Source organism: Stenotrophomonas sp. PS02298, assembly GCF_029959445.1.
Taxonomy (GTDB): domain Bacteria; phylum Pseudomonadota; class Gammaproteobacteria; order Xanthomonadales; family Xanthomonadaceae; genus Stenotrophomonas.
This window is the reverse complement of sequence record NZ_JASCOR010000041.1, coordinates 11,633-30,108: the sequence shown is the minus strand read 5'-3', so window position 1 is coordinate 30,108 and position 18,476 is coordinate 11,633. Positions and strand designations below refer to the sequence as shown.

Annotated in this window: 16 protein-coding genes; 11 read left to right on the top strand and 5 right to left on the bottom strand. The window is 60.8% G+C overall.

Features of this window, described 5'->3' with window-relative positions; genetic code table 11:
• Positions 1-176: 176 nt before the first annotated feature.
• Genes yidC through rpmH form a run of 3 tightly spaced genes read right to left on the bottom strand, consistent with a single transcriptional unit; the run spans position 177 to position 2,526 of the window.
• Entirely contained in the window at positions 177-1,886 is a 1,710-nt protein-coding gene (gene yidC / locus QMX78_RS08450; protein ID WP_282268386.1) for a membrane protein insertase YidC, read from the bottom strand.
• On the bottom strand, positions 1,886-2,347 hold the full coding sequence (gene rnpA / locus QMX78_RS08445) for a ribonuclease P protein component (protein ID WP_282268389.1): 462 nt from the start codon (positions 2,345-2,347) through the stop codon (positions 1,886-1,888). Before rnpA ends, yidC begins: the two co-directional genes overlap by 1 nt.
• A gap of 38 nt (positions 2,348-2,385) precedes the next feature.
• Complete coding sequence (rpmH, locus tag QMX78_RS08440; protein ID WP_006404565.1) at positions 2,386-2,526, bottom strand: 50S ribosomal protein L34; 141 nt, start codon at positions 2,524-2,526, stop codon at positions 2,386-2,388.
• Positions 2,527-2,778: 252 nt separating this feature from the next.
• Here rpmH and dnaA point away from each other — a divergent pair, with 252 nt between their 5' ends.
• The 11 genes from dnaA to QMX78_RS08385 all read left to right on the top strand — a co-directional run bounded on the left by dnaA (position 2,779) and on the right by QMX78_RS08385 (position 16,089).
• Positions 2,779-4,107 carry a chromosomal replication initiator protein DnaA gene (dnaA, locus tag QMX78_RS08435; RefSeq protein ID WP_282268384.1) on the top strand — a complete coding sequence of 443 codons (1,329 nt, stop codon included), beginning with the start codon at positions 2,779-2,781 and terminating at the stop codon, positions 4,105-4,107.
• A gap of 367 nt (positions 4,108-4,474) precedes the next feature.
• Complete coding sequence (gene dnaN, locus QMX78_RS08430) at positions 4,475-5,575, top strand: DNA polymerase III subunit beta (RefSeq protein ID WP_057629944.1); 1,101 nt, start codon at positions 4,475-4,477, stop codon at positions 5,573-5,575.
• A 1,212-nt stretch (positions 5,576-6,787) separates the two neighbouring features.
• A complete protein-coding gene (gene recF / locus QMX78_RS08425) occupies positions 6,788-7,888 on the top strand; it encodes a DNA replication/repair protein RecF (protein ID WP_282268379.1) in 1,101 nt (366 codons plus the stop codon).
• Positions 7,889-7,997: 109 nt separating this feature from the next.
• Positions 7,998-10,457 carry a DNA topoisomerase (ATP-hydrolyzing) subunit B gene (gene gyrB / locus QMX78_RS08420; RefSeq protein WP_282268378.1) on the top strand — a complete coding sequence of 820 codons (2,460 nt, stop codon included), beginning with the start codon at positions 7,998-8,000 and terminating at the stop codon, positions 10,455-10,457.
• Positions 10,458-10,527: 70 nt separating this feature from the next.
• Entirely contained in the window at positions 10,528-11,361 is an 834-nt protein-coding gene (locus QMX78_RS08415) for a CPBP family intramembrane glutamic endopeptidase (protein ID WP_282268377.1), read from the top strand.
• A 70-nt stretch (positions 11,362-11,431) separates the two neighbouring features.
• Positions 11,432-12,238 (top strand): M48 family metallopeptidase, encoded by an 807-nt coding sequence (locus QMX78_RS08410; RefSeq protein ID WP_282268375.1) that lies wholly within the window; start codon positions 11,432-11,434, stop codon positions 12,236-12,238.
• Positions 12,239-12,369: 131 nt separating this feature from the next.
• Positions 12,370-13,554: a tetratricopeptide repeat protein gene (locus tag QMX78_RS08405; protein ID WP_282268373.1), complete on the top strand. Its 1,185-nt coding sequence runs from the start codon at positions 12,370-12,372 to the stop codon at positions 13,552-13,554.
• A 260-nt stretch (positions 13,555-13,814) separates the two neighbouring features.
• Positions 13,815-14,372, top strand: a complete 558-nt coding sequence (locus QMX78_RS08400; RefSeq protein ID WP_282268371.1) for an energy transducer TonB — start codon at positions 13,815-13,817, stop codon at positions 14,370-14,372.
• 86 nt (positions 14,373-14,458) lie between these two features.
• The gene (exbB, locus tag QMX78_RS08395) at positions 14,459-15,202 is read left to right on the top strand and encodes a TonB-system energizer ExbB (RefSeq protein WP_057629874.1); all 744 of its coding nucleotides are present in this window, start codon (positions 14,459-14,461) and stop codon (positions 15,200-15,202) included.
• A 47-nt stretch (positions 15,203-15,249) separates the two neighbouring features.
• Complete coding sequence (locus QMX78_RS08390; RefSeq protein ID WP_282268370.1) at positions 15,250-15,675, top strand: biopolymer transporter ExbD; 426 nt, start codon at positions 15,250-15,252, stop codon at positions 15,673-15,675.
• A gap of 3 nt (positions 15,676-15,678) precedes the next feature.
• Positions 15,679-16,089: a biopolymer transporter ExbD gene (locus QMX78_RS08385; RefSeq protein WP_282268368.1), complete on the top strand. Its 411-nt coding sequence runs from the start codon at positions 15,679-15,681 to the stop codon at positions 16,087-16,089.
• A 1,256-nt stretch (positions 16,090-17,345) separates the two neighbouring features.
• Here QMX78_RS08385 and QMX78_RS08380 read toward each other — a convergent pair.
• Both QMX78_RS08380 and QMX78_RS08375 read right to left on the bottom strand, forming a co-directional pair.
• A complete protein-coding gene (locus QMX78_RS08380; protein WP_282268366.1) occupies positions 17,346-18,113 on the bottom strand; it encodes a pyridoxine 5'-phosphate synthase in 768 nt (255 codons plus the stop codon).
• Positions 18,110-18,418, bottom strand: a complete 309-nt coding sequence (locus QMX78_RS08375) for a hypothetical protein (RefSeq protein ID WP_282268364.1) — start codon at positions 18,416-18,418, stop codon at positions 18,110-18,112. The genes QMX78_RS08380 and QMX78_RS08375 overlap by 4 nt, the downstream gene beginning before the upstream one ends.
• Between the last annotated feature and the right edge of the window lie 58 nt (positions 18,419-18,476).

The following is an 18,476-nucleotide window of genomic DNA, read 5'->3' as shown; positions in this document are numbered from 1 at the left end:
GGCGTCAGCCGCGAAGCTGGTCTTGCTTGGACACTGGGAAGCTGTGCGATCTGATGGTGTATCAGCTTCGCGGCTGACGCCGCTCCCACAAACAGCCAAACAGCCAGGCAACCAAACGGCCTGTCTTGGCGCGGCCTCCCCACATACGAAAAGCCCGCCTTGCGGCGGGCTTTGGCTTACTTGGCTTCGATCACCTTGCTCGGCGCGTCTTCGCCGTGCTTCTTGATCATCCACCACTGCTGCAGCAGGCTCAGGCCGCCGTTGACCACCCAGTACAGGACCAGGCCGGACGGCATGAAGGCCATCATCACGCCGAATACCAGCGGCATGAACTGCATCATCTTCTGCTGCATCGGGTCCATGCCCACAGCCGGGGTCAGCTTCTGGGTGAACCACATCACCGCGATGTTGATGATCGGCAGGATGAAGTACGGGTCACGCGCGGTCAGATCCTGGATCCAGCCCAGCCACGGTGCCTGACGCAGTTCCACCGACTCCACCAGCACCCAGTACAGGGCGAAGAAGATCGGCATCTGGATCAGCAGCGGCAAGCAGCCACCCAGCGGATTGATCTTCTCCTTCTTGTACAGCTCCATCATTGCAGTCTGGAACTTCTGCTTGTCGTCGCCGTAGCGCTCCTTCAGCTGCGCGATGCGCGGCTGGAACTTGCGCATCTTGGCCTGCGACTTGAACTGCGCATTGGCCAGCGGGAACAGCGCCATCTTCAACAGGATCACCAGACCGATGATGGCCCAGCCCCAGTTGCCGACCAGCTTGTGCACCTGGTTCATCACCCAGAACAAGCCCTGGCCGATGATGGCCATGATCGAGAAGCGGCTGTAATCGACCACGCGGTCCAGGCCCTTCACGTCTTCCTTGGCGATCTGGTTGACCAGCTTCGGGCCCACCCACAGGCGCGCCTCGGTGCTGACCTTCTGGCCCGGTGCCACGGTGAAGCCGGGGCCGCGGGTTTCGATCACGTTGCGCGGACCGTTCTGCGACAGCAGGTACAGCGCGGACTGGTCAGCCTGCGGAATCCAGGCGGTGAAGAAATGGTGCTGCAGCATCGCCACCCAACCACCACTGATGGTCTGGTTGATGGTGCCGTCTTCCAGGTAATCCTTGAACGCCCGACGCTGGTAGCCATCAGCCGGGCTGAACCAGGTGGCGCCGTTGAAGCTGAAGGAGTCCGGGTTGGTCATGCCCTTGGTGATCACCGGCGGCACGCGGTCCAGCTTGCGGAACACATAGCCCTGCCACGGCGCAGTGCCGGTATTGACCACTTCGTCCTTCACGCTGATGGCGTAATCGCCACGCTTGAAGGTGTAGGTGCGGTGGATGCTGACGCCGTTCGGGCCATTCCACACGAACGGTACCTGCACTTCGCTCTGGCCGTCAGCCAGGGCGACGGTGGTGACACCCTGCACCGGCTGGAAGCCGTTGGCGCCGGGCACCGGCGAGTTGTTCTGGCTGGCCCAACCGGCGGTGGCACTGTAAGGATGCGCCTTGTCTTCGGTCAGCAGCTGTACCGGCGGGCTGCCGGCGGCCTTGGTCTGCGGGAAGTGCAGCAGATCAGCGTCGAGCACGCTGCGGCCGTCGAGCACCAGCTTCAGTACGTCGGTGGTGACGGTCACGCGCTGGGCGCTGGTGGCGGCTTCCATGCCTGCAGATGCGGCGGCGACAGGAGGCTGGCCCGGCACGGTGGCCTGCGGTACGTCGGCGGTGGCCGGTGCATGCAGATCGACGTCATTGGCACCCGGCACGGCCGGCTGGGTGGTGGCCACAGTCGCCGGATCCGGTGCGGCCTTTTCGCGACCCCATTCCATCCACAGCAGCACGGCTACCATCAGCCAGGCAAAAATCAGGAATACACGGGTCTGGTTCATCAGCAGGCAGGCTCGGCTCGACCGGAGGAAGTGTCCGGTACGTTCAAAGGAAGAGGGGCGGGTGCGCCCTCGTGCGGCGGCATTGTGCCGCCCGCAGCCACAACGGGCAATGCGCCGGCACGGCGCAGCAGGCGCTCGAACGCCTCACGGATCTGTTGATTACTGGCGGTCTTGGCCGCGGATCGGGCAACGATGACGTAATCGCCACCGCTCAGGCACGACCGTAGATGGCGTGTTGCATCCCGCAACACACGCTTGATACGGTTACGACCGACCGCACGCGTATCCACCTTGCGTGACACAGCCAAGCCGAGTCGAGCAGGGGAATCCCCTTTCAACCAGTGGAGTGTCATCAAGGGTTCGGATACACGGCGGGCGCCGTTGAAGACCGTTGTATATTCGGCACGCGTACGAACCCGCGCAGAGCGAGGGAATCGCTTGCGCGGGCAAGTACTGATCACGATCGGTGTTGCGATTGCCGCTTCACGCGGCAACGCAATCAAGCGCTGAGGACTTTGCGGCCCTTGGCGCGGCGACGCGACAGGATCTTGCGGCCGTCGGCGGTCTTCATACGAGCACGGAAACCGTGATCGCGCTTGCGCTTGAGGTTGCTGGGCTGGAACGTGCGCTTGGTGGCCATTGGGGCACCTGTATGAAGTGGACGGAAAGAACCGGAAATTCTATAGACCCTACCGGGGTCACGTCAAGTCTCGCTTGACAAAGCTATCCACAGCCCGGTGTACATCTTGTGGATGAGCCTGTGAATAAAACCGGGACAAGCATTCCCGCATCGGGCCTGCGGTGGTAGTCTGGGCCATCCACTTTCCCCCTTCCGGCCTGTGGCCCGGCGGCTTTCTGCGCCCGGCTGGCAAGCCTTTGACGACTATTGCTGATGGATGCCTGGACACGTTGTCTCGAACGTCTGGAGGCGGAATTTCCGCCCGAAGATGTCCACACCTGGTTGAAGCCGCTGCAGGCCGACCAACGCGCTGACAGCCTTGTGCTGTACGCGCCCAATGCCTTTATCGTCGACCAGGTGCGCGAACGCTACCTGCCGCGCATCGGCGAATTGCTGACCCATTTCGCCGGTTTCGGTGAAGTGATCCTGGAAATCGGCTCGCGTCCGCGGGCGCCGGAACCGGCCCCGCTGGTCGCCCCGAGTGCCACTTCCGTGCCGGCTGCGCCGGTGGTGCCGTTCAACGGCAACCTTGACGCCCACTACACCTTCACCAATTTCGTCGAAGGCCGCAGCAACCAGCTCGGTTTGGCCGCGGCATTCCAGGCGGCGCAGAAGCCGGGCGATCGTGCGCATAACCCCTTGCTGCTGTACGGCGGCACCGGTCTGGGTAAGACCCACCTGATGCTGGCCGCTGGCAATGCCATGCGCCAGGCCAATCCGGCGGCAAAAGTGCTCTATCTGCGTTCGGAACAGTTCTTCAGTGCGATGATCCGTGCGCTGCAGGAAAAGTCCATGGACCAGTTCAAGCGTCAGTTCCAGCAGGTCGATGCGCTGCTGATCGATGACATCCAGTTCTTCGCCGGCAAAGATCGTACCCAGGAAGAGTTTTTCCACACCTTCAATGCCTTGTTTGACGGAAAGCAGCAGATCATCCTGACCTGCGACCGCTACCCGCGCGAAGTGGAAGGCCTGGAAGCCCGCCTGAAATCACGTCTGGCCTGGGGTTTGTCGGTGGCCATCGAGCCGCCGGACTTTGAAACCCGTGCTGCCATCGTGCTGGCCAAGGCCCGCGAACGCGGCGCCGAGATTCCGGACGACGTGGCGTTCCTGATCGCCAAGAAGATGCGCTCCAACGTGCGCGATCTGGAAGGTGCGCTCAATACGCTGACTGCCCGCGCCAATTTCACCGGCCGCGCGATCACCACCGAGTTTGCCCAGGAAACCCTGCGCGATCTGCTGCGTGCCCAGCAACAAGCCATCAGCATCCCCAATATCCAGAAAACGGTTGCCGACTACTACGGCCTGCAGATCAAGGATCTGCTGTCAAAGCGGCGCACCCGTTCCCTGGCCCGTCCGCGCCAGGTCGCCATGGCGCTGACCAAGGAACTGACCGAACACAGCCTGCCGGAAATCGGCGATGCGTTTGCCGGCCGCGACCACACCACCGTGCTGCACGCCTGCCGCCAGATCCGCACGTTGATGGAAACCGACGGCAAGCTGCGCGAGGACTGGGAAAAGCTGATCCGCAAGCTCAGCGAGTAAGCCCCTGCGCTGCCCTGTTGGAACACTCATCGATGAAACAGGTGGGAAAACCATTGGGGCAGCGAGGTCTGGGCCGGAAGTGGAGCGAATGATGCACCGACGCCACTGCGGCGTCATCGCACAAAACGGTGCATGATTCGGGGGCAGGTTTTGGAGAAGTTGTGGATAAAATTGGTCGGCAAATCCGCGGCAAAATTATCCACAGGTTCCCCCACCAGCTCAGCGTCAGTAATACATGGGTTTCAGCTTCAATAAAACATTTAAAAACAAACACTTAGGTGTGTTTTAAGCCAAATCTGGCTCTACCAGCACCACCAAGCTTTTGATTTAATCCACATCTTTTAAAAGCATAGGGGCACGAAACCACATGCGTTTCACACTGCAGCGCGAAGCCTTTCTCAAGCCGTTGGCCCAGGTCGTCAACGTGGTTGAACGCCGCCAGACCCTGCCGGTTCTGGCCAATTTCCTCGTCCAGGTTCAAGGCGGCCAGCTTTCGCTGACCGGCACCGACCTGGAAGTCGAAATGGTCTCCCGCATCGCGGTCGAGGATGCACAGGACGGCGAAACCACGATCCCGGCGCGCAAGTTGTTCGAAATCATCCGCGCCCTGCCTGATGGCAGCCGCATTACGGTTTCGCAGACCGGCGACAAGATCACCGTCCAGGCCGGACGCAGCCGTTTCACTCTCGCGACCCTGCCGGCGAACGACTTCCCGTCAGTCGACGAAGTTGAAGCGACCGAGCGCGTCGTCGTGCCGGAAGCAGCGTTGAAGGAACTGATCGAGCGCACTGCGTTCGCAATGGCGCAGCAGGACGTGCGCTATTACCTCAACGGCCTGCTGTTCGACCTGCGCGACAGCATCTTGCGCTGCGTTGCAACCGACGGCCACCGCCTGGCGCTGTGCGAAACCGCGCTGGAAAACGATAACGGTGCCAAGCGTCAGATCATCGTGCCGCGCAAGGGCGTGACCGAATTGCAGCGTCTGCTGGAAGGTGGCGAGCGTGAGGTCGAGCTGGAAGTCGGCCGCAGCCACGTGCGCATGAAGCGCGACGATGTCACCTTCACCTCGAAGCTGATCGACGGCCGTTTTCCGGATTACGAAGCAGTGATTCCGATCGGCGCTGACCGCGAAGTAAAGGTTGAGCGCGAAACCCTGCGTGCTTCGCTGCAACGTGCGGCAATTCTCTCCAACGAGAAGTACCGCGGCGTTCGCGTCGAAGTGACCCCGGGCCAGCTGAAGATCAGCGCGCACAACCCGGAGCAGGAAGAAGCACAGGAAGAAATCGAAGCCGATACCGTGGTCAGCGATCTGGCCATCGGCTTCAACGTGAACTACCTGCTCGATGCCCTGTCGGCACTGCGCGACGAGCACGTTGTCATCCAGCTGCGTGATTCCAACTCGTCGGCACTGGTGCGTGAGGCCAGCAGCGAGAAGTCGCGTCACGTGGTGATGCCGCTGCGTCTCTGACCTGCCGGTTCCACGTGGAACACGAAGAAGCCCGGCTCAATGCCGGGCTTTTTTGTGGATTTTGGTTCTGGCTGAGGTTCCACGTGGAACAGCCAGGATGAAACCCCGAAATTTGCTGATTTCTGGATGCTTGGCATCCCTAGCCGCCTGCTTCCCGAGGTGGAGGAGCAAAGAGCCGCCAGATCTCTGGCCAATATGAATCCCGACGTTTCCTCCAGCTACCAGGGTCAGCAACCATTCGACAGTGGAGCCCAGAGACCTGGTTCCAGTTCATGCCGATCGGCCTCGCCATTGCCTTCGAAGCACATCGAGATTCCTGCACCGGATTTCCTGTCTGGTCCGATCGCATCAGCGCTTACCGGAAGGCTTTGACCTACAGAACCTCCTCCCTGCCCGGCTGCACCAACGTCCATGCCCGAGACGGTTCCGCTGATCCTTCGTGTTGTCTAACGAGATCAAAGATCAGCGGTTCGAGGTTCTCCGTGTTTCCGAGCGTCATGTCCGATCGGAAGAGCCAGGCAAGCGGCCAAATCCATTAAATCCGGGAGCTTGGACCCTGCCCGGTTTCTCAGAATTCAAAAAATCAGCCCCCATTCCGGAGCTGGCTCCAAGAGTTATCGAGGCGGAGGTGGCTACCGCCTCAGCTCAGCCTCGAATTTCTTGAAATCTGAAACCAGCAGCTTGATCCCAGTGGCCAGAATTCAACGATTCACAGCTCTGGTTTTTAGCTCCTCCTGGCTGCCTGTTTTCTCAGCTCTATGCTTTAAATCTGAGAATAAATCAAAAGCTTGGTGGTGATGGTAGGAGCAGATTTTATGTAAAACTACCTTAAGTGCTTGTTTTACATTGCCTTATTGGCCTTGAAACCCCCTGTAAAACAGGGCTTCAAGCCTGTGGATATCTGTGGATAAGGTCGAGGTGGGCTTATAAGGCCAATCTTATCCACAGATTGCCCCACTTATACACAGGGTTTGTGCCCGAACCTATACATGCCAAAAAACAGACCGTGTTTTCGTGAAATCTGCAGAGCTGGTGCCCAGAGCACTACTCAGATTTGAAGAAATCCGGTGATGTTCCACGTGGCACCTATCGATGTTGGAGCAGCGATCGCGCAGATTCGCTAACCGGGCTGCTCGAACTTGGTGGATGCTTTAAGCTGCGCATGGCCAGCCACGGCCCCCGTGCTGGCGTCGTGCTTTCTTTCGAGCGTCAATGCATATCGTCCGTGTTGCCTTGAACCGCGTGCGTCGGTTCGATTCAGTGGAACTGGCTCCCCGTCCTGGAATCAACCTGATTACCGGCGCCAATGGCGCGGGCAAGACCAGCGTGCTCGAGGCCCTGCACCTGATGGCCTATGGCCGCAGCTTCCGAGGCCGGGTCCGGGACGGACTGGTGCAGAAAGGCGCTGAGAATCTGGATGTTTTTGTCGAGTGGCAGGAGCGTAGCGACGCAGAACTCGGCGTCTCAACGCGTCGGGCAGGGTTGCGGCACAGCGGACAGGTCTGGAAAGGCCGCTTGGACGGCGAAGACGTGGCGCAACTGGGCAATCTCTGCGCTGCGCTGGCTGTTGTCACCTTTGAACCGGGCAGCCATGCGCTGGTCAGCGGCGGCAGTGAACCCCGTCGACGCTTCATCGATTGGGGATTGTTCCACGTGGAACCTGACTTTCTTCCCCTCTGGCGGCGCTACACGCGGGCCTTGAAGCAGCGGAATGCGCTGTTGAAGATGGGCGCCCCTGGCAAACAGCTGGATGCCTGGGATTGGGAGCTGGCCGAGGCTGGCGCTCCCCTTACCTCTCGTCGCCAACACTACCTGGAGCGTTTGCAGGATCGAGCGGTCGCAATCGCTGCAGATCTGGCTCCAGGCCTGCAGATGAGTACCCTGGAACTGCAGCCAGGCTGGCGCCGGCACGAAATGTCGTTGGGCGATGCCCTGTTGTTGGCCCGCGAGCGCGACCGTAGCGCTGGCTATACCTCGGTTGGCCCGCACCGGGCCGACTGGAGCGTTGGTTTCACGCAGATTCCTGGCCGTGACGCGCTATCGCGTGGGCAAGCGAAGCTCACCGCTCTGGCCTGCTTGTTGGGGCAGGCCGACGATTACGCCAGCCAACGTGGCGAATGGCCGGTAATCGCCCTGGATGACCTGGGTTCGGAGCTGGACCGCAATCACCAACACCGCGTTCTGCAGTATCTGGCGGCAACGCCTGCGCAGATATTCATCACCGCAACCGAAACACCCGCTGCGCTGCAAGCAGAACTGCGTCCGGCGGCTGTGTTCCACGTGGAACATGGCACCATCAATGCCGTGAGTTGAGCCTTCAGGGCGGAAATTCCCCCGGCAGGTATAATCGGAACGTCATCCCCTATCTCTCATGCCCGTTCCACGGAATGGCGCATGACCTGCGGAGCCTACGGCAAGCGCAATGAGCGAAGAACAGAACACCCCGGTCAACAACGGCAATTACGACGCTAACAGCATCACCGCATTGGAAGGCTTGGAGGCTGTTCGCAAGCGTCCCGGTATGTACATCGGCGACGTCCATGACGGCACTGGCCTGCACCACATGGTGTTCGAGGTTGTCGACAACTCCATCGACGAAGCCCTCGCCGGTCATGCCGACAACGTACTGGTCACCATCCATGCCGATGGCTCGGTGTCGGTGGCAGACAACGGCCGCGGTATCCCGGTCGGCAAGCATGCGCAGATGAGCCAGAAGCTCGATCGCGAAGTCTCCGCTGCCGAAGTGGTGATGACCGTCCTGCACGCAGGCGGCAAGTTCGACGACAACAGCTACAAGGTTTCTGGTGGCTTGCACGGCGTCGGCGTCAGCGTGGTCAATGCGCTATCGCAGAAGCTGTTGCTGGATATCTTCCAGGGTGGCTTCCACTACCAGCAGGAATACGCCGACGGCGCCGCGGTTACTCCGCTCAAGCAGCTGGAAACCAGTGATCGCCGCGGCACCATGCTGCGCTTCTGGCCGTCGGTGACGGCATTCCACGGTAACGTCGAATTCCACTACGAGATTCTGGCCCGTCGTCTGCGCGAGCTGTCCTTCCTGAATTCCGGCGTCAACATCACCTTGGTGGATGAGCGCGGCGAAGGCCGTCGCGACGATTACCACTACGAAGGTGGCATCAAGAGCTTCGTGGAGCACCTGGCGCAGGTGAAGACCCCGCTGCACCCGAATGTCATCGCGGTAACCGGCGAAGCCAATGGCATCGTGGTCGAGGTTGCGTTGCAGTGGACCGATTCCTACCAGGAAACGATGTACTGCTTCACCAACAACATCCCGCAGAAGGACGGCGGTACCCACCTTGCCGGCTTCCGCGCCGCGTTGACCCGCACGCTCAACAACTACATCGAGCAGAGCGGCATCGCCAAGCAAGCCAAGATCAGCTTCACCGGCGACGATATGCGTGAAGGCATGATCGCCGTGTTGTCGGTGAAGGTACCGGACCCGAGCTTCTCCAGCCAGACCAAGGAAAAGCTGGTCAGCTCCGACGTCAAGCCGGCGGTGGAAAGCACCTTCGGCGCCAAGCTCGAAGAGTTCCTGCAGGAAAACCCGAACGAAGCCAAGGCTATTGCTGGCAAGATCGTCGATGCCGCGCGTGCCCGTGAAGCCGCGCGCAAGGCCCGCGACCTGACCCGCCGCAAGGGCGCACTGGATATCGCTGGCCTGCCGGGCAAGCTGGCCGACTGTCAGGAAAAGGATCCTGCGCTGTCCGAACTGTTCATCGTCGAGGGTGATTCGGCAGGTGGCTCGGCCAAGCAGGGCCGCAACCGCAAGAACCAGGCGGTGCTGCCCTTGCGCGGCAAGATCCTCAACGTGGAACGTGCCCGCTTCGACCGCATGCTGTCCTCCGACCAGGTCGGTACCCTGATCACCGCACTGGGCACCGGCATCGGCCGCGATGAGTACAACCCGGACAAGCTGCGTTACCACAAGATCATCATCATGACCGACGCCGACGTCGACGGTGCGCACATCCGTACGCTGCTGTTGACGTTCTTCTATCGGCAGATGCCGGAGCTGATCGAGCGTGGTTTTGTGTATATCGGCCTGCCGCCGCTGTACAAGATCAAGCAGGGCAAGACCGAGTTGTACCTGAAGGATGACCCGGCGCTGGATGCTTATCTGGCCAATAACGCAGTGGAAAACGCGGCGCTGATTCCGGCTGCTGGCGAACCGCCGATCGAGGGCGTGGCCCTGGAAAAGCTGTTGATGACCTACGCAGCTGCGCAGGAAACCATCAACCGCAACGCGCACCGCTATGACCGCAGCCTGCTGGAGACGCTGGTCGATTTCACTCCGATGGATCTTGAGCACCTGCGCAGCGCCGGCGAGAACGAAGGCCTGGCAGCGTTGGCCAAGCGCCTGAACCAGGGCAGCCTGGGCACGCCGCGTTTCAGCCTGGTCCTGCAGGAACCGAATGAGCAGCGTCCGGCTGCGGTGCTGGTCACGCGTCGTCACATGGGTGAGGAACACACCCAGGTGCTGCCGCTGGCTGCATTTGAATCCGGCGAACTGCGTCAGCTGCACGTGGCATCGCAGTTGCTGCATGGGCTGGTACGCGAAGGCGCCACCATCAATCGCGGTAACAAGTCTGCCGAGATCACCGGTTTCGCGCAGGCACAGGCCTGGTTGATGGAAGAGGCCAAGAAGGGACGCCAGATCCAGCGCTTCAAGGGCCTGGGTGAAATGAACCCAGAGCAGCTGTGGGACACCACGGTGAACCCGGATACGCGCCGTCTATTGCAGGTCCGCATCGAAGACGCTGTTGAAGCCGATCAGATCTTCAGCACCTTGATGGGCGATGTGGTGGAACCGCGTCGTGATTTCATCGAGAGCAATGCGCTGAAGGTAACCAACCTGGATATCTGATCCAGCGCAACCGTCAGTGTGGGCGCCGGCAACGGCGCCCACTTTTCATCGAGCCACTGCAAGGTCCGCGATGTCCACTCTTCCCGACGTACCGCTCTCCCCTTCTTCCCCTGCCCTCTCCAAATCTGGTTCGCCGCTGCTCGGCTTTGCCCTGGATCTGTTGATCGGCATTGCCACGCTGTTGTTCCTGAGTGTGCTGGGCGGTCTGGTGTGGGCGCTGTGGCGTGGCGTCGAAGTTGGCATGCAGGCTGCGCGCGATGGTGCTGCGCCGGCAGCAGCAGAGCTGGCAACCGCTTTGGGCACGCCCGGAGCCTTGCCGCAGATGCTGATTGCACTGGTATCCACCGGTGGTGCGGCATTGCTGCTTTACTTCCTGCGCCGTCGCGCCACTCCGGCTGAGCGTGCGCAATCGCATCAGGCCATGCGCCGTGCATCGACCTGGGGTTGGATCGCAGTTGTCGCTACCGGTGTTTTTCTTGGCAGCAGCGGGATTGGCTGGGTTGCCAAGCAGATGGGCGTGGAGCCGGTGCCAACCAACCTGTTGCTGATGCAGCAGGCGTGGACGCAATACCCATTGTTCCTGATCGTCTTCGCGGTGGTGTTGGCGCCGGCTTACGAAGAATTATTGTTCCGTCGCGTGTTGTTCGGACGCCTGTGGGCCGCCAACCGTCCCCTGCTGGGCATCGTGCTCAGCAGCTTGGCATTTGCCCTGGTGCACGAGATCCCCGGCACCAGCCCCAACAGCTTTCCGGCGATGCTGCAGCTGTGGTTGATATACGGCGGCATGGGCGCTGCGTTTGCATGGGTTTATCGCAGGACAGGAACGCTGTGGGCGGCGGTAATCGCCCATGCGCTGAACAATGCGGTTGCCTTGGCGGCGATGGTGCTGTTCGGCACGCAATAAAGCTGCCGGCGATTGACGAAAAATTAAGCAAGACACTCGCACACTGCAGATGTGAACGAGGGGATCCCGGATGAAAGCTGTCGGACTAGCCGTTGTTGCCGCGCTGTTGCTCAGCGCATGCGCCACCACCACCTCGCCTACCGGGCGACGTCAGGTCATAGGTGGCGTTTCCCAGCAGCAGCTGGATCAGCTCGGCGCGCAGGCCTTTGCTGAAACCAAGGCCAAGCAAACCCTCAACCGCGACGCCAAACAGAACGCCTACGTGCAATGCGTGGTCAATGCCCTGGTGGCGAAGTTGCCACAGCAATACCATGGCGTACGGTGGGAGACCGCCGTATTCGTCGACAAGGAACCCAACGCCTTCGCCCTGCCCGGCGGCAAGGTTGGCGTGAACACCGGCATTTTCACCGTGGCCAAGAACCAGGATCAGCTGGCTGCGGTGATCGGTCATGAAATCGGCCACGTTATCTCGCGCCACCACGAAGAGCGGTTGACCCGGCAACAAGGTACGCAGGTGGGCTTGGGGATTCTGGGCGCGCTGGCTGGCGCAGCCTACGGCGATACCGCCGCAAGTGCGGTCAATCAATTCGGCGGAATGGGCGCGCAAGGTCTGATCCTGCTGCCTGGTTCCCGCACCCAGGAAAGTGAGGCTGACGTGGTGGGGCAACGGCTGATGGCACAGGCCGGGTTTGACCCCTCACAAGCTGTGAATCTATGGCAGAACATGATGGCAGCCAGCGGAAATCGCTCTCCGCAATGGCTTTCCACCCATCCAGACCCGGCCAATCGAATCCGTGAGTTGCAACGTGATACACCTGCGCTTGAGCCTGTATTTCAGCAGGCTAGGCGCTCTGGTGTAGTCCCACGCTGTGGTTAGTTGTAGGAAAATGCTGCAGTACACCATCAGAAGTGATTTCTCCGTCAAATAATTTCTGATACGTTTGCGTGCTCGGTCCCGTTCCGAGAGTTTGAATTTCTACCGCCCCGGCGGCCCCTTCGAGGTGAAACATGATCTTCCGCAGCCAAAAGCACGCCGTGCTCTCCATCCTCATCGCCACTGCATTGGGCGGTGTTGTCGTCGCTGACGCTGCGGCGCAGTCGCGCTCGTCCGAGCGTCGGGGCAACAAGGACAGTGCCAAGGCTGAAGTGTTGTACCCGGAAGCTACCCGCGTGGACCCCAAGGGCAAGGCCTCCTCGAAGATGGGCAGCAAGCTCAACAAGCTGTTTGCCGCCTACAACAAGCAGGAATTCGCGGAAACCCGCACCCTGGCCGATGAGATCATCGCTTCGCCGGATGCCAACGATTACGACAAGGCCGTTGCCAACCAGCTGGCCTCGCAGGGCGCTTACAACCTCGACGACAATGCCGCTGCCAAGCAGTATCTGCAGCAGGCAATCGCGCTGAACCAGCTGGACAACAACGGCCACTACCAGGCGATGTTGATGCTGGCCCAGCTGCAGCTGCAGGATGACCAGCTGGTGGAAGGCCTGGCCAACCTGGACAAATACTTCGCCGAGTCGAAGTCGAACAAGCCCGAAGAACTGATCATCAAGGGCCAGGCGCTGTACCAGAGCGAAAAGTATGCCGAGGCTATTCCGGTGCTGAAGGCGGCCATCGCTGCCGCGCCCGAGCCGAAGGACAACTGGAACCAGCTGCTGATGGCGGCCTACTCCGAAGCCGGCCAGACCGGTGAGGCAGTGAAGGAAGCCGAGGCACTGGCGGCCAAGAACCCGGCCGACAAGAAGGCCCAGCTCAACCTGGCCAGCATGTACATGCAGGCAGACCAGATGGACAAGGCTGCCGCAGTGATGGACAAGCTGCGTGCGGCCGGGCAGCTCACCGAAGAGCGCGAATACAAGCAGTTGTATTCGATCTACGCCAACACCGACAACAAGGAACGGGACGTCATTGCGGTGATCAACGAGGGTATCTCCAAGGGCATCCTCAAGCCGGACTACCAGACCTATCTGGCGCTGGCACAGTCGTACTACTACACCGAGCAGGTGCCGCAGGCGATCGAAGCCTGGAAGAACGCGGCCCCGCTGTCCAAGGATGGTGAAACCTACCTGAATCTGGCAAAGGTTCTGCACTCGGAAGGGCGTATTCCGGAAGCCAAGCAGGCAGCGCGTGACGCATTGGCCAAGGGTGTCAAAAACCCGGCAGATGCAAACAAAATCATCAACCTGAAGTAAGCAGGAATAACGCCTGAACGGCTGCAATTTAGATGCGCAGCTGGTCAGGATTGGTATAAGCTTGGAGGTTCCTGCGGTGTCATGCACCGCTGAATCAGGGGCGGCTTCACACCACCGCCCCGACCCCACTAAAGAGTTCTTGGCGCATGACGGAACAACTGGTCTTCCACCACAGGTATGACACCCAGAAAGAGACGGGCCTCAGCTGGCCCCGCATCGCGGGTATCGCATTTGTAATCGCACTGCATCTCGCAGCCCTGATGATGCTCCTGATCCCGGCCGTTGCCCCCAAGGCAGCTGCGGAGAAGGAACGCAACGTCATGGTGACGTTGGTCGACGCTCCGCCGCCGCCACCGCCGCCGCCGCCGCCGCCGCCGCCGCAGGACACCCCGCCGCCGCCGGTAAAGAACCTGGCGCCGCCGAAGCAATCGCCGCTGCCGCCGCCGCCGGAAGCACCGGTGATCGACGTGCCGGAACCGCGTCCGAATGACGTGGTCACGCCGCCGTCGCCGCCGACGCCGCCGTCACCGCCGGTTGATATCCAGGCCAGCGTCGACATCTCGTCCAAGGCCATGAACCCGCCGCGTTACCCGCCGGCTGCATTCCGTGCCGGTATCCAGGGCGAGGTCATCCTGATCATTGATGTCGATGCCAGCGGCAACGTCACCAATGTGTCTGTCGAGAAGTCCAGCCGCAACCGCGACCTCGACCGAGCTGCAATGGAAGCGGCGCGCAAGTGGAAGTTCAACCCCGCCCAGAGCGGTGGATCGAAGGCAGCTGGTCGCGTCCGCGTCCCGGTCAACTTTGCGCTGAGCTGATCCAAGGGGCGGCTTTGATAGCCGCCACCAGGTCAGGTCAACATTAGCTACACCCTTTAACACCACACACAACAAAGGTAAGCGTCATGCTGCAGGAAATTTTCATCGCCGCTGCTGCCGGGGGCAACGCAAACAACGCTCTCTCGCAGATGGGCTTCGAGCATCTGATCCACGAAATGACCACCAAGCCGGGCGACTTCGCCGTCTCCTGGGTTGTTCTGCTGACCCTGGTGATCATGTCGGCCATGTCCTGGTACTGGACCGTCATCAACATCTTCCGCACCGCTCGCCTGAAGTCGGCTGCTGATCGCGTGCCGTCGCAGTTCTGGGATGCCCCGAACGCACAGGACGCCATCCGCGCCATGGAAGAGCAGCCGGCTTCGGAGCCGTTCTCCAAGATCGCTCTGGACGCAGCCCAGGCTGCTGCCCACCACCAGCAGGCTGGTGCTTCGGAAACCCTGAGCCGTTCGGAATTCGTTGACCGCGCCCTGCGTCAGGCCGTGACCCGCGAATCCAACAAGCTGCAGGGCGGCATGATCCTGCTGGCCACCGTCGGTGCAACCGCTCCGTTCGTGGGTCTGCTGGGTACCGTGTGGGGCATCTACGGCGCGCTGATCAAGATCGGTGCAACCGGTTCGGCCTCGATCGACGCCGTTGCCGGCCCGGTGGGTGAAGCACTGATCATGACCGCCATCGGTCTGTTCGTGGCTATCCCGGCCGTGTTCGCCTTCAACTTCTTCAGCAAGATCAACAGCGCGACTGTCAGCAAGTTCGACACCTTCGCTCACGATCTGCACGACTTCTTCGCCACCGGTTCGCGCGTTCGCTAATCCGGCAGCTTTAGTAAGTCTTCGCAACGATATAGACGGAGCCCGTTATGGCTTTCAGTAGTGGTAACAGCAGCGGCCCAATGGCCGACATCAACGTCACTCCCCTCGTGGACGTGATGCTGGTGCTGCTGATCATCTTCATCATCACGGCTCCCCTGATGTCCCACAAGGTCAAGGTGGAGTTGCCGGAAGCCAACCTGATCCAGAACCCGGAAGATGCGCCTGATCGCAAGAATCCGATTACGGTGGCGGTCAAGGAAGACGGCAAGCTCTACTGGAACGACGAAGAGGTCTCGAAGGAGACCTTGGAGTCGCGTTTCGCGACTGCTGCCCAGCAGACGCCGCAGCCGCCGCTGAATCTGCGTGGTGACAAGACCACCAAGATGAAGGTGATCAACGAGGTCACCAAGATCGCGCAGGGCCAGGGCATGCTGGACGTCGGTTTCGTTGCCACCAAAGAAAAGGGGCAATAAGCCATGGCATTCAGTAGTGGTGGAAACAGGGGCCCAATGGCCGACATCAACGTCACGCCCCTCGTGGACGTGATGCTGGTTCTGCTGATCATCTTCATTGTGACCGCGCCGATCATGACGTATCCGATCGCCGTGGATCTGCCGCAGCGGGTCATCAACCCGCCGCCGCAGCTGCGTGAGCCGCCGCCGCCGATCGACCTCCGCGTCGACGCCAGCAACCAGGTTTACTGGAACAACAGTCCGGTGAACGTGGGCGACCTGCAGCAGAAGATGGAAGAAGAAGTACAGAAGGATCCGACCAACCAGCCGGAACTTCGCATCGAAGCAAGCCCGGATTCGGAGTACGACGTCATGGCCAAGATCCTGGCCCAGGCGAAGAACGCTCAGATGAAGAAGATTGGCTTCGTGCAGTAAGCAATACTGCAACACCAAGTCATGACGCGACTGGAAAACGCCCTCCTTGCGGGGGCGTTTTTTTTTTGTCGTTTTTCCGCGCGCGCATCGCGGCGAACGATCAGATCGAGCCTCCTTCCGTTCTTCCGTTTACGGGCTGAGAGGGCTGCGTGCGAAGCACCGATTTGCTGCCCCGCCCGTTCTTGCGCCAGATTGGACAAGCGGCGGGACGCAGAGCGCGGATCGTCATCGGTCTATTGGCTGATCGATGGTTTTCCGAAGTCAGAAGGACAGGGTCACGAGGGGGCCCGGCAGCGCTCTACGAAACGCCGCTTGTGTCCGAAGAAATCGCGCTTGCAGTTCTGGGTCTCCGCCGTGGAGGAGGCACGCGTTCCCGTGCGCTCGTCATCGCAGCGGATTATCCACAGCAGCCTGTGGATAGTGCCTTGCTGCAGTCCAGAACTTGAAGGAAGTCCCCCTCACCTGTGGATTACTTCGAAGTGATCCACGTGGAGACGGATTGCCCTTGATTGCAATGTGATCGCGAAAGCCTGCCTGGCACTGTGGATAACTCGGATTGGAAGGGCCTCTTTCCGCACGAAGCCCTGCCCTGACTTTTTCACAAAGCATGTGGATAACCATTACCACTGACCGCTTGGGCAGGACGACTGGCGTGTTTGCATCATCCTTTGCATGCGACTGTCACGCCGTGTCTCATTCCCAGTAATCGCCGCGTGGGCATCGAGCTGTTGTCAGGTAGGGTTTGGAGACTGCCGCCGTTATTTTCCGGCAAATGGCGGATAAATATCGCTAATTCCAGCTAAAAGAGCTTTTTCGGCCGTGGTCGAGCAGAGTCAGATCGGCGAAGAAAATCGCCAATCAGCACTGGCGACTGGGCCTATCCGCAATCAAGACTCGACCATTCCGGCTGAGAGGGGCAACTACGACGCAGCGCGCGAGGGACTTTTCATCGGCCAAAAGCCTGTGGATAAGCTATCAGGCGGCCGCGTCCGGGAGTCAGCACACACCAGGTTCCGGGTTGCTTGCAAGCGGCGTTTTCTGCCTATCCACAATGCTGAGCGGTTCAGTCATATCCCTACGAAACGTTGTGGAAACGTATGTGGATAAGTGTGTGGATGCAATTTCACCCAACTCACGTAAGAGGAGGTCCGTTGCATTGCAGGCGCGCTGCCAGATGGGCCGGTACCGCTTGTCAGTTCTGAAGCAGCGCGGCGACGGATGCCAGCCGCCGCGCTTTGGAGTGGCCCCAGCCACGCTTAGCCGTGCAGGTCTTCGGCTTCGGCAATGGCTGCGAGATAGCCCGCCACGCTGGCTTCCAGCCCGCTATACAAGGCTTCGCTGATCAGGGCGTGGCCGATGGAAACTTCCAACACATTGGGGACGTGGGCCAGAAACGCGGTCAAATTGGCCTGCGACAGATCATGGCCGGCGTTGACGCCCAAGCCTGCGGCCTGGGCGCGGCGGGCCGCATCGGCGAACAGCGCCAGGGATTCCCAAGGGTTACCCGCCGCATGCGCCTCTGCATAGGGTCCTGTGTATAACTCGACGCGATCGGCACCGAGCACGGCGGCCTGGGCGATATCCGGATTGCCGGCATCGACGAACAGGCTGACCCGGCAGCCATAGGATTTCAGGGTGGCGATCAGTGGGCGCAGCCGCTCACCATCACGGCCGAAGTCGAAACCGTGATCGGAGGTCAGCTGGCCATCGCTATCGGGCACCAACGTCGCCTGCGCCGGGCGGGTCTGTTCGCACAGCTCAAGCAGGCCGGGGTAGCCCTCGCGCGCCGGTGTGAACGGATTGCCTTCGATATTGAACTCCACCCCGTGCTGCTGGGTGAGCGCGGACAGCAGCAGCACGTCTGCAGCGCGGATGTGGCGCTGGTCGGGACGCGGGTGCACGGTGATGCCATGGGCGCCCGCGCGCAGGCAGGTCATTGCTGCCCGCACCACATCCGGATCATTGCCACCGCGCGAATTGCGCAGCACCGCGATCTTGTTGACGTTGACGCTGAGCACGGTCATGGCTGCGGCAGCTCGCGGTCGCCGGCTGCGGGACTTGCGGGTGCCTGCACAGGCGGGGTGACTGCTGCGTCAGCGGCGGGATCGGCTTTGGGCTGAAGCTGGGCGCGCAGCGCCTGCAGTTCAGCAGCATGCAGGGGGCGCGGTGCCGAACTCACACCGCTGAAGCGGGAGACGTACAGACCCTTCGCCCACAGCACGAGAAACACCAATGCAGCCAGCAGGGCCAACACCAGCAGCCCGCTATGGGTGGTGGAAAAGGCAAGCACAAACGCGCCAAGCGCGAGCAATAGAAACAGCCAGTACATGACGATCTCCCTGTCAGAGGCGTGCAGTGTAACGGCGCTGGCAGCACTGATTCCATGC

Bases quoted from the DNA above. Each gene is read 5' to 3' on its own strand.
- QMX78_RS08400 (WP_282268371.1), top strand. From the start codon at position 13,815: ATGATGCTCCTGATCCCGGCCGTTGCCCCCAAGGCAGCTGCGGAGAAG.
- exbB (WP_057629874.1), top strand. From the start codon at position 14,459: ATGCTGCAGGAAATTTTCATCGCCGCTGCTGCCGGGGGCAACGCAAAC.
- QMX78_RS08390 (WP_282268370.1), top strand. From the start codon at position 15,250: ATGGCTTTCAGTAGTGGTAACAGCAGCGGCCCAATGGCCGACATCAAC.
- QMX78_RS08410 (WP_282268375.1), top strand. From the start codon at position 11,432: ATGAAAGCTGTCGGACTAGCCGTTGTTGCCGCGCTGTTGCTCAGCGCA.
- yidC (WP_282268386.1), bottom strand. From the start codon at position 1,886: ATGAACCAGACCCGTGTATTCCTGATTTTTGCCTGGCTGATGGTAGCC.
- QMX78_RS08385 (WP_282268368.1), top strand. From the start codon at position 15,679: ATGGCATTCAGTAGTGGTGGAAACAGGGGCCCAATGGCCGACATCAAC.
- dnaA (WP_282268384.1), top strand. From the start codon at position 2,779: ATGGATGCCTGGACACGTTGTCTCGAACGTCTGGAGGCGGAATTTCCG.
- recF (WP_282268379.1), top strand. From the start codon at position 6,788: ATGCATATCGTCCGTGTTGCCTTGAACCGCGTGCGTCGGTTCGATTCA.
- gyrB (WP_282268378.1), top strand. From the start codon at position 7,998: ATGAGCGAAGAACAGAACACCCCGGTCAACAACGGCAATTACGACGCT.
- dnaN (WP_057629944.1), top strand. From the start codon at position 4,475: ATGCGTTTCACACTGCAGCGCGAAGCCTTTCTCAAGCCGTTGGCCCAG.
- QMX78_RS08405 (WP_282268373.1), top strand. From the start codon at position 12,370: ATGATCTTCCGCAGCCAAAAGCACGCCGTGCTCTCCATCCTCATCGCC.
- QMX78_RS08375 (WP_282268364.1), bottom strand. From the start codon at position 18,418: ATGTACTGGCTGTTTCTATTGCTCGCGCTTGGCGCGTTTGTGCTTGCC.
- rpmH (WP_006404565.1), bottom strand. From the start codon at position 2,526: ATGGCCACCAAGCGCACGTTCCAGCCCAGCAACCTCAAGCGCAAGCGC.
- QMX78_RS08415 (WP_282268377.1), top strand. From the start codon at position 10,528: ATGTCCACTCTTCCCGACGTACCGCTCTCCCCTTCTTCCCCTGCCCTC.
- QMX78_RS08380 (WP_282268366.1), bottom strand. From the start codon at position 18,113: ATGACCGTGCTCAGCGTCAACGTCAACAAGATCGCGGTGCTGCGCAAT.